Annotated in this window: 11 protein-coding genes; all 11 read left to right on the top strand. The window is 40.0% G+C overall.

Going from position 1 to position 13,013, the window contains the following annotated elements; translation table 11 throughout:
- The first annotated feature begins 209 nt into the window (after nucleotides 1-209).
- The 11 genes from QNH48_RS24815 to QNH48_RS24765 all read left to right on the top strand — a co-directional run bounded on the left by QNH48_RS24815 (nucleotide 210) and on the right by QNH48_RS24765 (nucleotide 13,013).
- Entirely contained in the window at nucleotides 210-1,499 is a 1,290-nt protein-coding gene (locus QNH48_RS24815; protein WP_283955881.1) for a Glu/Leu/Phe/Val family dehydrogenase, read from the top strand.
- A gap of 27 nt (nucleotides 1,500-1,526) precedes the next feature.
- The gene (locus QNH48_RS24810; RefSeq protein WP_095248176.1) at nucleotides 1,527-1,817 is read left to right on the top strand and encodes an SAV0927 family protein; all 291 of its coding nucleotides are present in this window, start codon (nucleotides 1,527-1,529) and stop codon (nucleotides 1,815-1,817) included.
- 23 nt (nucleotides 1,818-1,840) lie between these two features.
- Nucleotides 1,841-2,089, top strand: a complete 249-nt coding sequence (locus QNH48_RS24805) for a biotin/lipoyl attachment domain-containing protein (RefSeq protein ID WP_133369235.1) — start codon at nucleotides 1,841-1,843, stop codon at nucleotides 2,087-2,089.
- A gap of 104 nt (nucleotides 2,090-2,193) precedes the next feature.
- Nucleotides 2,194-4,329 carry a sigma 54-interacting transcriptional regulator gene (locus QNH48_RS24800; protein ID WP_283952397.1) on the top strand — a complete coding sequence of 712 codons (2,136 nt, stop codon included), beginning with the start codon at nucleotides 2,194-2,196 and terminating at the stop codon, nucleotides 4,327-4,329.
- Nucleotides 4,330-4,534: 205 nt separating this feature from the next.
- Nucleotides 4,535-6,007: an aldehyde dehydrogenase family protein gene (locus tag QNH48_RS24795; RefSeq protein ID WP_283955880.1), complete on the top strand. Its 1,473-nt coding sequence runs from the start codon at nucleotides 4,535-4,537 to the stop codon at nucleotides 6,005-6,007.
- Between the two features lie 22 nt (nucleotides 6,008-6,029).
- Entirely contained in the window at nucleotides 6,030-7,403 is a 1,374-nt protein-coding gene (locus QNH48_RS24790; RefSeq protein ID WP_283952396.1) for a putrescine aminotransferase, read from the top strand.
- 32 nt (nucleotides 7,404-7,435) lie between these two features.
- Nucleotides 7,436-8,803 carry a 4-aminobutyrate--2-oxoglutarate transaminase gene (gene gabT / locus QNH48_RS24785; RefSeq protein WP_095248169.1) on the top strand — a complete coding sequence of 456 codons (1,368 nt, stop codon included), beginning with the start codon at nucleotides 7,436-7,438 and terminating at the stop codon, nucleotides 8,801-8,803.
- A 42-nt stretch (nucleotides 8,804-8,845) separates the two neighbouring features.
- Nucleotides 8,846-10,267 carry an NAD-dependent succinate-semialdehyde dehydrogenase gene (locus tag QNH48_RS24780; protein WP_133369295.1) on the top strand — a complete coding sequence of 474 codons (1,422 nt, stop codon included), beginning with the start codon at nucleotides 8,846-8,848 and terminating at the stop codon, nucleotides 10,265-10,267.
- Between the two features lie 162 nt (nucleotides 10,268-10,429).
- Nucleotides 10,430-11,311 carry a CoA transferase gene (locus QNH48_RS24775; protein WP_283952395.1) on the top strand — a complete coding sequence of 294 codons (882 nt, stop codon included), beginning with the start codon at nucleotides 10,430-10,432 and terminating at the stop codon, nucleotides 11,309-11,311.
- Nucleotides 11,312-11,326: 15 nt separating this feature from the next.
- Nucleotides 11,327-11,635 carry a DUF3870 domain-containing protein gene (locus tag QNH48_RS24770; RefSeq protein WP_095248163.1) on the top strand — a complete coding sequence of 103 codons (309 nt, stop codon included), beginning with the start codon at nucleotides 11,327-11,329 and terminating at the stop codon, nucleotides 11,633-11,635.
- Nucleotides 11,636-11,873: 238 nt separating this feature from the next.
- Nucleotides 11,874-13,013, top strand: a complete 1,140-nt coding sequence (locus QNH48_RS24765; protein WP_283952394.1) for an HAD family hydrolase — start codon at nucleotides 11,874-11,876, stop codon at nucleotides 13,011-13,013.

Genomic DNA, 13,013 nt, shown 5'->3' with positions numbered 1-13,013 from the left:
GATGGAAATCATACGTATTCCCCACCGTGGGAATGCGTATTTTTTTCACTTTTCAAATGTATGCAGTTCTGAATAAAACAGTCATATTTTCATAATATCCATTCTATTGCGTTAGAAAAATGTTAATAAGGCTTTGGGATTCTGGTGTTTCTTCATTTGGCACGGAACTTGCTAATTAGATTAATAACAATAAAAAATGAGGTGTTATGATGGCTATCGAATCTTTAGATTTGAAAAAGAATGAGGGTGTAAAGGAAAAGGATAATTCACTTACTGAGTTTCAGGAAATCCTTAAAGAAGCAGTTGACATATTGAACTATCCCCCTCAGGTCTTCGAATTCTTAAAGAAGCCAATGAGATTTTTGGAAGTGAGTATTCCTATTCGCATGGATAATGGGCAAACAGAGATTTTTCAGGGCTATCGGGCACAGCATAATGATGCCTCAGGACCGACTAAGGGCGGTATTCGCTTCCATCCAGATGTTACGCCAGAAGAGGTAAAAGCGCTGGCTGGCTGGATGAGTTTAAAATGCGGCATCACGGACCTTCCATATGGAGGGGCAAAAGGCGGGATTGTCTGTGACCCGCGGAAAATGAGTTTAGATGAGTTAGAGCGATTAAGCAGGGGATATGTAAGAGCAGTCAGCCAAATGGTCGGACCGACGAAAGATATTCCGGCTCCGGATATGTATACCAATTCGCAAATAATGGCATGGATGCTCGATGAGTATGACCATATTCGTGAATTCGATTCGCCGGGTTTTATTACCGGGAAACCGATTGCTTTAGGGGGATCTAAAGGCAGGGAGACAGCTACTTCGAAAGGTGTACTATATACGCTGCAAATGGTATGCGAATTGAAGAGTATTCCTTTAACGGATATGCGGGTCATTATTCAAGGCTTTGGAAATGTAGGCAGTTACTTGGCTCAGTATTTATATGATTTAGGGGCAAAGGTAATTGGAATTGGGGATGCAATAGGTGGTTTATATGACGAAAATGGATTGGATATACCCTATCTCCTAGAAAATAGAGACTCTTTCGGTATCATAACCAATCGACCTAATAACAGAATCACTAATCAGGAACTGCTGGAAAAGGAGTGTGATGTTCTGATTCCAGCGGCTATTTCAGGCGTAATCAACAAACAAAATGCAAGCAAGCTTAAATGCAATATTGTAATTGAAGCAGCTAATGGACCTACAACCAAAGAGGCTTTAAAAATTTTGGATGAGCACGAAATTCTAGTTGTCCCTGATATACTTGCAAATTCCGGTGGTGTAATTGTTTCCTACTTTGAGTGGTGTCAAAATAACCAAGGCTATTATTGGACAGGGGAAACGGTGGATACTCGATTAAAGGAAAAAATAACAGATAGCTTTAAAAATGTGCATAACACCGCTGAAAAGTATGGAGTGAATATGAAAATTGCTGCTTATATTGAGGGAATAAAAAAACTGGCAGAAACCTCGAGATTAAGAGGCTGGTTGAAATATTAAAATATCTCATGGAAAGGAGAAGATGAAATGAAGCTTGATATTCTGTCAGAACAAAAAGATCAACAACTCCTGCATTACTTTTGTCTCATTTCAAATAATCATCGCTACGATTTGACCATTTGCTACTCGAATCATTTTTATGGCAAAGCAATGGTCACTTCCATGCAAACAGGGAATATGGTTTTACTTTGCCAAGAGGATACCTATGCTCCTCATTTTTGGGCTAATCGACTAGGAATAGAAGAAGAGGATATTGCAGAATTTCAAGATTTTTTTGGCTTGGTATTACAATCAGGGCCCTTTCAGGAACAATACTAGCAATAAACTAGGGGAGTGATACGATGTATTTTGGAGTGGTACTTAGTCCATGCCATGGGGTGGTTGAAAAAGTTTCAATCCAAAGTGAAACACGGATATATGAATGGGAACCATTATTTCAAATTAAAACGGCCGAAGGTAAAGTTCAAATGATTCAAACAGGTTTAAGTGGTGAGGTAGAATCACTTGAGGTTCAGGAAGGGGACTATGTTATTCCCGGCATGGTCCTTGCCTTTATAAAAGAAGATTTATTTGTAACAGGCAGTGATTAAATGCTAGAAAAAAGAAGATGGACATCACATCTTCTTTTTTTCTATTTAAAAAATTCGAAACAAAGTGATAATATTAGATTGATAAGGATAAGGGGGATGAAAAGATGTTTTCCGTCGCAAAGGATAAGATTAAGCCAATAATTTCTATCACAATAGATGAAGAAGTTGCATTGAAATCGACTTTAGAACAATGCAAAGAACCCTTTATATTCTTAAAAAAACAAGGTCAATTATTTGCCTATGCACCAATCAATAATCCATTACTTGAGCTGCTTGAAAGCAAAAATTATTCCACAGAGGCTTTGCTAGGTCAGGCCAAATCTATCAAAAGTATTTGTTTCCTTAACAAGAATATTTCTTTCCCCTCATTGTTCCAGATCATTGGTGAGCCGTTCGCAATCATAATTGGTGAGGATGGCGAACCGTTAGGATACATACGAAGAGAAGATGTTTTGGCGGAGCTTTTTAAACAAGAAAATAAAAGTGTAGATTTATTGAAAATCCTTCTTACCTCGATACCGATGGGGATTTTTGTACTTGATAAAGAGAAACAAATGATTAATTGCAATGAATCAGGGTTAAAGATGATTAAATCTACTGCTGAACAGGTGCTTAATTATCCAGGGGGAAATATTTTTAGCGCTCAACAGATTAACAACGTGTTCGCTACAGGAAAAACAATATTAAACCATCTAGAAATAACGAATGACACGGGAGTTCTCGTTGATTATTGTCCTATTTTAACTGATGATGATGAAGTTGAAGGGATGATCATTGTTGTTCAGGATCTGCCAATGGTCGAGGATATGGCCAACGAAATAGAGTATATAAAGGATTTGAATCGAGATTTGAATGCGATATTATCTAGTATTTATGATGAAATTCTTGTGGTTAATGCCAAAGGAGAATTGCTCAGATACAGTGACAATATCATACAAGATTTTTGGAGGGTAGATCTTAAAGAGTTGATTGGAAAAAATATTCTGCAGCTTGAGGATCAGGGGCTTTTTACCCCGTCAGTAACAAGATTAGTAATCGAAAAAGGAAAAAAAGTTTCCGTTGTCCAGGAAACAAAAACAGGCAGAAAAATTCTTGCCGTTGGCAATCCAGTCTTTAATAAAGAAAATGAGCTGGACCGGATTATCATTGCCTCGAGGGATATTACAGAAACAACGCGTTTAAAAAGTGAACTCCAGGAAATACGGAAAATAACGGAGCAATATAAAAAAGAATTAGATGACTTTAAAAGTAAGGATCGCTTTTTAAAAAAGCTCATCTATTGCAGTCCTAAAATGGAAAAGATTATGAATCAGGTTAAGAAAATTGCTGACTTTTCATCGACCGTCCTCCTTAATGGTGAATCTGGTGTGGGAAAAGAGGTGATTGCTCAAGCCATTCACCAACTAGGGAAACGCTCTGGAAAGCCATTCCTTAAACTGAATTGTGGGGCAATTCCTGAAAATCTACTAGAAAGTGAATTATATGGATACGCAAAGGGTTCATTCACAGGTGCTGATAAAAATGGAAAAGAAGGTTATTTTAAACAAGCGGATGGTGGAATATTGTTTCTTGATGAAATCGGTGAAATGCCGTTGCATCTTCAAGTAAAGCTTTTACGTGTTCTTCAAGAGCAAGAGGTTATTCCTATTGGCAGTACAGTACCTATTAAGGTGAATGTCCAGATTATTGCAGCTACCAATAAAAGGCTTGAAAAAATGGTGGAAAATGGGACTTTCCGAGAAGACTTATTCTACCGTTTAAATGTTATTCCGATTCAGATTCCACCGCTCAGGGAACGGACTGAGGATATATCATTACTTGCCTTTCATTTTTTACAGCAGCTGAATGAAAAGTATGATCGAAATTATCATTTAACACCAGATGCGATTAATGTGCTTGAATGTTATTCGTGGCCAGGAAATGTCCGTGAATTACAAAATATCATTGAAAGATTAGTGGTTACCGCTGATCATCCTGCCATTGATGCTGAGTTTGTAAGTCAGTTTTTATCACTGGGCTTTGATAATAAAAAGATAAAGCCTATGATTACCAGAGTAATTCCTTTGCAAGAGGCGATTGAACACGTGGAGGAGCAGTTGATTGTTCTGGCTATGAACCAATATAAAACAACGACAAAGGCTGCAAAAGCATTAGGAATCAGCCAATCCTCGGTTAGCAGAAAGTATCAAAAAATAGTAAATGAGAAAAATATTAAAATTGAAAACTTATCTTCCATATAAATAAAAGCTGTTTCAGATTACATTCTGAAGCAGCTTTTTTATCTATGCAAAAATAAATACAGTTATGCAATTTTGAATAGCTAAAAATGTTCTTTTTGGTAAACACACGATTATGGCCACTTTTATTTTTTGGCACAGTTCTTGCAACTATAGATAGTAAGAGAGAATAAAGGAGGACTTGATAATGGTCGAGATAAAAAACCGCATTGCTAACCTTAAAATGTTTATAGATGGTGAATGGACAGACTCTGAAACTCTGGAAACACGTCCAGTCATTAATCCTGCAAATGGAGAAGTGATTTCATATGCCCCTGAAGGAACAGTTGCTGATGCACGAGCAGCGATCTTTGCAGCACGGAGGGCTTTCGAAGAAGGTGTATGGTCAGGAATATCTGCCCAGGAGAGAGCCTCCTATTTATTTAAAATCGCAGACAAAATTGAGGAATATGCAGATGAATTAACACAGCTTGAAACGATGGATAATGGAAAACCATTAAGAGAAGCTGGATTTGATGTCGGCGATGCGGCAGCGTGCTTCCGCTATTATGCAGGACTGATTACAAAGCCAGACGGCTATACCTATCATGTAGCAGACCCAATGCAGGCGATGGTTGTCCGTGAGCCTGTTGGTGTATGTGGTCTGATTGTCCCATGGAATTATCCACTCTTAATGAGTGTTTGGAAAATTGCTCCGGCTTTAGCCGCTGGTAATACAATCGTTTTTAAACCGTCAGAAGTAACACCAGTTACACCGAAGAAGCTTTTTGAAATCTTTGAAGAAGTGGGACTGCCAAAAGGAGTAGCCAATATGGTCATGGGTGCCGGACCAGTTGTCGGTAATGAAATCGCATCCCATCCTGAAGTCGATATGATTTCGTTTACCGGGGGTACAAAGACAGGCAAACATATCATGAAAACGGCAGCTGACACAATGAAAAAGGTGTCATTGGAATTAGGTGGAAAATCGCCAAACATCATTTTTGCTGATGCCGATTTTGAAACGGCTGTGGATTATGCTCTATTTGGCATTTACGCTGGTGCCGGCCAGGTATGCTCGGCTGGGTCAAGAATTTTAGTAGAAGAAACGATTTACAATCAATTTGTCGCCCGTTTTGTAGAAAGAGCGAAGCAAATTAAAGTAGGACCGGGGAATGACCCTACAACAGAGATGGGGCCGCTTGTTAGCAGGGAACATTTGGAAAAAGTCCTATATTATATTGAGTTAGGAAAACAGGAAGGTTCAACGATTGCCTGCGGGGGGAACCGAATCGTAAGCAATGGACTTGATAACGGCTACTTTGTCGAGCCTACGGTGTTCGTTGATGTGAAGCAGGAAATGAGAATCGTGCAGGAAGAAATTTTCGGACCAGTCGTAGTCATTCAGAAGTTTAAGGATGAAGAAGATGCAGTAAAGCTTGCTAATGGTACCGTTTATGGACTTGCTGGCGGTGTTTTCACTAATGATGGAGCAAAGGGTTTACGAGTCATTAAAAAGTTAAGGTCCGGTATTACCTGGGTAAATTCCTATCACCCAACCTATAATGAAGCACCATGGGGCGGTTACAAGCAAAGTGGAATTGGACGAAGCCTTGGAACATCCGGGCTAGAGGAATTCCAAGAAATTAAACAAATCAATATTAATTTACAAGTAGAGCCAATTGGCTGGTTTTCAAACTAATAGACTTTTGAGGAGAGATCATATGAGTATCGATTTAACACGAGAGACAAAGACTGAGCAGAATCAACAAGTAAGCGAATACATTAATAAGGTTTTAAGTTTAATAGAAAAGGAAGAGGTTAATAAGGAAGAAGCAGCCTGGATTACAAAGGAAACGGTCGATGGATTCCGTGAGCACGTTAACCCAGGATTTTTAACATACCGTAAATCGGTAACAAAGGATGGTCAATTTGCAGCAGTAGAATGGTCAGACAATGGTGCCTGCTTTAAGGATGTAAACGGTAAGGAATATATTGATTGTCTCGGCGGCTTCGGTATCTACAATGTCGGCCACCGTAATCCCAAGGTCGTAAAGGCAGTTACAGATCAACTGAAGCGTCAAGCCCTTCACAGCCAAGACCTGCTCGATCCATTGCGTGCAATGCTGGCGAAAATTTTAGCGGATATTACCCCTGGAGATTTGAAATATGCCTTTTTTACTAATAGTGGAACAGAAAGTGTTGAAGCAGCATTAAAGCTCGCAAAAATGTATAGTGAGCGAACGACCTTTATTTCAACAACACGTGCTTTCCATGGCAAAAGTCTTGGGTCATTATCTGGAACGGCCAAAGGAATGTTCCGTAAACCATTCCTGCCATTAATCCCTGGATTCCGCCATGTACCATTTGGTGATTTTGACATGATGAAAAAAACATTCGAGGTTTGTGCAGCGGTAGGGGAAGATGTTGCTGCAGTCATTTTAGAGCCCATTCAAGGTGAAGGAGGAATCATTCTTCCACCAGAAGGATACTTAAAACAGGTTCGTGAACTTTGTGATGAATATGGTACTCTATTAATTTTTGATGAGGTCCAAACAGGCATGGGACGTACCGGAAAAATGTTTGCGGCCGATTTGTATGATGTCGTTCCAGATATTATTTGTCTTGCAAAAGCATTTGGGGGCGGTGTTATGCCGGCAGGTGCGATTGTAGCAAGAGAAGAAGTGTTCAAAAGCTGGTTCCCAAATCCATTTATGCATACAACGACTTTTGGCGGCAATCCATTAGCATGTGCAGCCGCTATTGCTACCATTGGTGTTTTAATCGAAGAAAATTTACCAGAAAGAGCCGGAGTAGTCGGTGAATATTTCATCAAGGAACTAAAAGAAGCAGCGCAAGGACATGAAGATAAAGTCCTTGAAATTCGGGGCCAAGGATTGATGATTGGAATCGAATTCCATAAGGATGAAATCGGCTATGAAGTTTCAAAGGGAATGTTTGACCGCGGTATCCTAGTGGCAGGAACATTAATCAACTCGAAGACGATACGAATTGAACCAGCATTAACAATTAGCTATGAGGAAGTCGATAAAGTTATCAGCACCTTTAAGGAAGTTTTAAATCTAGTAAAAGCATAGAGGTTTTACTTTTAATATGGAGGAGCACGGAAATGGAAAAGAAATATGTAAAGCTTCTAACAGAAATACCCGGGCCAAAATCAAAAGAAATACTAGAGTTGAGAAAAAAATATGTCCCAAAGGGAATCAGTAATAATTGTCATTCATTTGTGAAAAAGGCACATGGTTCTCTTGTTGAGGATGTGGACGGAAATATTTTTATCGATTTTGCTGGAGCGATTGGAACAGTAAATGTCGGCCATTCCCACCCAAGAGTAGTCAGAGCCCTGCAGGAGCAGGCAAGTCAATTTATCCATACGGGCTTTAATGTCATGATGTATGAATCTTATATCAATCTTGCAGAAAGGCTGTGTCAGCTTGCACCGGGTGATTTTAATAAGCAGACAGCTTTCTTTAACAGCGGTGCAGAAGCAGTTGAAAATGCCGTGAAAATCGCTAGAAAATATACAAAACGACAAGGAATTATTTCCTTTACACGAGGATTCCACGGCAGAACGTTAATGACCATGACGATGACGAGTAAGGTCAAGCCATACAAGTTCGGCTTTGGACCGTTTGCTCCAGAAGTTTACAAGGCGCCATATCCATATGTATACCGCCGCCCTGAAGGGTTGAGTGAACAACAATACAATGAAATGATTATTGAGCAATTTGAAACGTTTTTACTGGCGGAAGTCGCCCCTGAAACGATCGCTGCGGTTGTAATGGAACCCGTTCAAGGAGAGGGAGGGTTTATCGTTCCAGATAAAGCGTTTGTTCAAAGAGTTAGAGAAATTTGTACACAGTATGGAATTTTGTTTGTAGCTGACGAGATTCAAACGGGGTTCGCCCGTACCGGTAAATATTTTGCAATTGAACATTTTGGAATTGTGCCAGATTTAATCACCATTTCAAAATCAATGGGAGCAGGAGTGCCGATTAGCGGGGTCATTGGCCGGGCGGAAATTATGGACGCAGCAGATGTTGGCGAGATAGGCGGAACCTATTCTGGAAGTCCACTAGGCTGCAGGGCAGCACTTACCGTCCTCGATATCATTGAGAGTGAAAACCTTAATGAAAGGGCCCAAAAGATAGGTAAGAGAGCAACGGGGAAAATGAAAGAGCTTGCTGAACTTTTCGATAGCATTGGGGATGTCCGTGGTCTTGGCGCCATGTGTGCAATGGAAATAGTTAAAGACCGTCACAGTAAAACACCTGATAAAGAAGCAGTTGGAAAAATAGTTAAAGTCGCAGGTGAGCGGGGGCTGATGTTACTAAGCGCAGGGCTAAATGGTAACGTTATCCGCCTTCTAATGCCTTTAACCATTACAGATGAGCAGTTGGAGGAAGGATTACAAATTCTTGAGGAAAGCTTTGAGGCTGTATATTTGAACAACTCTGCTGTTCCGGTTGGGAGGTAAAACAAAATGGACATCGTTACGCAAAAGTATCAAATCTATCCAATGTATCTTGATGGAAAATGGGTGGGGAATGATTTTGAGGTGTTTACCGAGATTATTAACCCAGCAACAAAGGAAGTTTTAGGAGCAGTGCCCACCGGTGGTGCTTTTGAAGCGGAGCAGGCTGTTGATGCGGCCCACAAGGCATTTAAAACTTGGTCGAAAAAAACAGCTGACGAACGCTATCAGCTTATGATGAAATGGTATCAATTGATTGATGAGAACAAACATGAAATTGCCAGGATTATGACGATGGAGCAGGGTAAACCATTAAAAGAAGCATTGGGTGAGGTTCAATACGCCAACGGCTTTATCTCATGGTATGCGGAGGAAGGGAAACGAATCTATGGAGAAACAATTCCAGCATCCCAACCAAATAAACGAATTCTTGTTAGAAAAGAACCGGTTGGGGTGGTTGCAGCGATTACTCCTTGGAACTTCCCTGCAGCCATGATTACTAGAAAAGTAGCACCAGCACTCGCAGCAGGGTGTACTTGCGTGGTAAAACCAGCCAATCAGACACCGCTTACCGCTTTAAAGATGGTGGAACTTGCACATGAAGCAGGAATCCCTAATGGTGTAATCAATGTAATCACCGGCAAGTCAGCGGAAATCGGCGAAACTTGGCTGAAGGATCACCGAGTAACCAAGATAACCTTTACAGGATCGACTGAAGTAGGAAAAACGTTGATGCGCGGTGCTGCTGAAAATGTTAAAAAGGTATCGTTGGAGCTTGGAGGAAACGCCCCATTTATTGTCATGGATGATGCGAATCTAGTGAAGGCTGCAGAGGGATTGGTACAATCGAAATTCCGGAATGCAGGTCAGACCTGTATATGTACGAATCGTGTATATGTGCAAGAAGGAATAGCTGATAGATTCATTGAGCTTTTCCAGGCAGAATTAGAAAAGCTTAAGGTTGGAAACGGACTTGAAGAAGGTACTGATATCGGACCATTAATTGATAAGGGAGCTTATAAAAAAGTAGAAGCTCTTGTGAATGATGCAGTTAAAAAGGGAGGAAAAGTCACTTACAGCGGGCTTAAACCTGCTGAAGATAATGGCTATTTCTATGCCCCGACAATTTTAACTGCTATTCACGACGATATGGAATGTATGAAGGATGAAATCTTTGGACCGCTGGCACCGATTTCGACCTTCAAATCAGAAGAAGAAGTGATTGAAAGGGCAAATAACTCCCGCTTTGGATTAGCGGCATATGTTTATACAGAAAATCTAAGCCGTTCCTTTAGAATCACAGAACAACTCGAATACGGAATCATTGGTCTTAATGATGCCCTGCCATCAGCTGTTCAAGTTCCATTTGGCGGCTATAAAGAGAGCGGTCTTGGCCGTGAAGGCGGTCACTTCGGAATTGAAGAATTTTTAGAAGTAAAATATATTTCAATAGGGTTAGATATATAGTTTTCAGTTTTTAACTAAATAGGAAACTGCCAAATTCGTTTCATCCTCCAGCGAGAGGAAGATTCACGAATAAATGCCAGTGAAACCTTCAGTGACTTTATTTGTCATTGAAAGATTTCACTGGCTTTTTTAAAATTTATTTTAAAATGAGGTGGGGCAGGAGTGCAAGGACCATTGAATGGGATGAAAGTTATCGATTTATCCAGAGTTTTAGCCGGACCATATTGCACAATGATCTTAGGAGATATGGGAGCGGAAGTAATAAAGATTGAAAGTATTGATACAGGAGATGAAACGAGGGGGTGGGGACCGCCTTTTGTGGAAGGTGAAAGTGCCTACTACCTATGCGCCAACCGAAATAAGCAAGGAATCACACTAAACTTGAAGTCGGAACAAGGTATAGAAATTTTAAAAAAACTTGTTTTGGATGCGGATGTAGTTGTCCAGAATTTTAAACCAGGAACTCTCAAGCGGCTGGGCTTCGGTTACGAGGAAATGAAAAAGTGTAATAAAGGAATTATACTGGCATCAATCAGCGGTTTTGGTTCTACTGGGACATACTCCCATCTGCCCGGCTATGATTACATTATTCAAATCATGGCATCGCTTGAGGCAAGTGTAAAATACTGTGAGGAACGAAAAACTTTTGGCAAAGAAATCGGAAGGCATCAGCTCGTCCAGCAAATGATCGCAAAAATGTCTGCAAACCTTGAGATTTCCCGTCTGTTAGTCTTTAAAGCTGGCTGGTTAAAAAACAGCGGTAAACGCAACACGCAGGAAACTTCATTGGCAAAATGGATTTCCTGTGATGCCGCCTATGAAGCAGCCAACGATTCCGTGCAAATACACGGTGCTTACGGCTTCTCAAATGAATTCCCGGTTGAGCGCTATTTACGGAATGCAAAGGCACCCGTTATTTATGAGGGAACAAGAGAAATTCACACCATTATGCAGGGGGAATATGCACTTGGTTACCGCGAAGATAAACCACTGCGAAAAATGCTGCCGGCCTGGCCATTTGAAGATATTTTAATAAAAGGATAGGGTAGGTGTGAATATATGTCAGGGGTAAAAACCTATTTTCTCGCTGGTCATTCCCGCTTGCCGCAGGGGATGGCAGCTCAAAGTGTATTTGACTCTTTAACGATTACCGTTGAGATTGATAAAAAATATGGGGTCATTATCCAGTCCTCCTGCACCCTTGCCACTGACCATGGAAGAGAATATATTCAACAAATATTAAAGGGTCACAGCTTACAGGATGGGATTGATGAGATTGTTGAAATGATAAGAGAGGGATACAGGGGGAAAGCAGTCAATGCACTTATAGCAGCAGTAAAAGATTTATACAGTCAATATAGCGAATAGAAACTCAAAAACAGCTTAACTAAAGTGTTAAGCTGTTTTTGAGTTTCAGTGTTTTTTTCATTTACTTTTTTAAGGTTGTAATTAAATCATACATATTGAATTGTACACTACTTAATATAAAACAATTAATTACCTTGTGAAAATTACATGTTTTTTCAATCATTATTTACTTTAAATATTGGTCTTTGCTGTGTTACGATAACGGAATAAAGTGGACAGGGAGAAGAGGGTGTTTTAGATGATTGGAACAATATTATTTGATGTTGATGGAGTTTTGTTAAGTGAGGAGCATTACTTTGATGCATCAGCCTTAACTGTTTGGGAATTGCTAAATAGTAATAATTATTTGGCTATGGCACCTAAAAAATACAAAACAGATTATAGCCCAGCAGAGATAAAGGTAATCCGTGAGACTGTATTTGGGAAAAATGATGAGGTCCTTAAGCTTATGAAGTCTAGGGGACTTAATGCAAATTGGGATATGATTTATTTGTCCTTTGGTCATCAATTCATACATCTATTATCTCAAATTAAGGAAAATGAGAAGGATAGAATAAAAGGGTGGCTGCAAGAACCAATTAATCGAGAAGTTTTGCTTGAAATAGGCGGGGTACTACATAATTATGAAGTTAACTTAGATTTCGATCGATTTGTTCCTGATTTTGAACATTCAACGGAAACAAAGCAAGAATTGTTCAATTACCTCAATCAATTAGCGGAAGAGAAGCTTGGGGTTCAAACATCTATATTTAGTGGAATTAGCGAGCTATGGTCAGTATGTGAGCATACATGTCAGGAATGGTACGTTGGCGATGACAATGTAGGAAATTCCACTGGCAGACCTTCTGTTCAGCTTGGAAAGAAAGGCTTTTTAGCAAATGAAACCACATTAGCAGATAAAGCAGAAATTGAAGCACTTTTTTCATTCCTTAAGGAATCTGGGATAAAAATCGGGATTGGAACGGGGAGACCTGAGCTTGAAACCATTCAACCCTTCCAACACTTAGACTGGCTGAAACACTTTGATATCAATTATATTGTCACGGCAGATGATGTACTAAAGGCAGAAAAGAGTTTAAATGAAAGAAGGTCACTGTCAAAACCTGATCCGTTTACATACATTTTGGGCCTTAAGGGCAGAGAATCTTCGGCAGAGAATTGTTTAAATACACCACTGCCGATTGAAAACGGTGAAGAGGTACTAGTTGTGGGCGACTCTTTGGCAGACCTGCTGGCTGCAAGAAAAATGGGATGTCAGTTTGCAGCTGTATTGACAGGATTATCTGGAAAAGATGCGAGAAGCACCTTTGAAAAGCACGAGGCAGACTATATTCTCGATACAGTGCTTGATGTGAGGGGAATTATCGAGAAAAACTAA

Origin of the sequence: Neobacillus sp. YX16 (assembly GCF_030123505.1) — a bacterium.
GTDB lineage: Bacteria > Bacillota > Bacilli > Bacillales > Cytobacillaceae > Neobacillus.
Note: the sequence above shows the minus strand (reverse complement) of the source record. Positions and strands in the feature narration are given on the sequence as shown.

Bases quoted from the DNA above. Each gene is read 5' to 3' on its own strand.
- QNH48_RS24815 (WP_283955881.1), top strand. From the start codon at position 210: ATGGCTATCGAATCTTTAGATTTGAAAAAGAATGAGGGTGTAAAGGAA.
- QNH48_RS24810 (WP_095248176.1), top strand. From the start codon at position 1,527: ATGAAGCTTGATATTCTGTCAGAACAAAAAGATCAACAACTCCTGCAT.
- QNH48_RS24805 (WP_133369235.1), top strand. From the start codon at position 1,841: ATGTATTTTGGAGTGGTACTTAGTCCATGCCATGGGGTGGTTGAAAAA.
- QNH48_RS24800 (WP_283952397.1), top strand. From the start codon at position 2,194: ATGTTTTCCGTCGCAAAGGATAAGATTAAGCCAATAATTTCTATCACA.
- QNH48_RS24790 (WP_283952396.1), top strand. From the start codon at position 6,030: ATGAGTATCGATTTAACACGAGAGACAAAGACTGAGCAGAATCAACAA.
- gabT (WP_095248169.1), top strand. From the start codon at position 7,436: ATGGAAAAGAAATATGTAAAGCTTCTAACAGAAATACCCGGGCCAAAA.
- QNH48_RS24780 (WP_133369295.1), top strand. From the start codon at position 8,846: ATGTATCTTGATGGAAAATGGGTGGGGAATGATTTTGAGGTGTTTACC.
- QNH48_RS24770 (WP_095248163.1), top strand. From the start codon at position 11,327: ATGTCAGGGGTAAAAACCTATTTTCTCGCTGGTCATTCCCGCTTGCCG.
- QNH48_RS24765 (WP_283952394.1), top strand. From the start codon at position 11,874: ATGATTGGAACAATATTATTTGATGTTGATGGAGTTTTGTTAAGTGAG.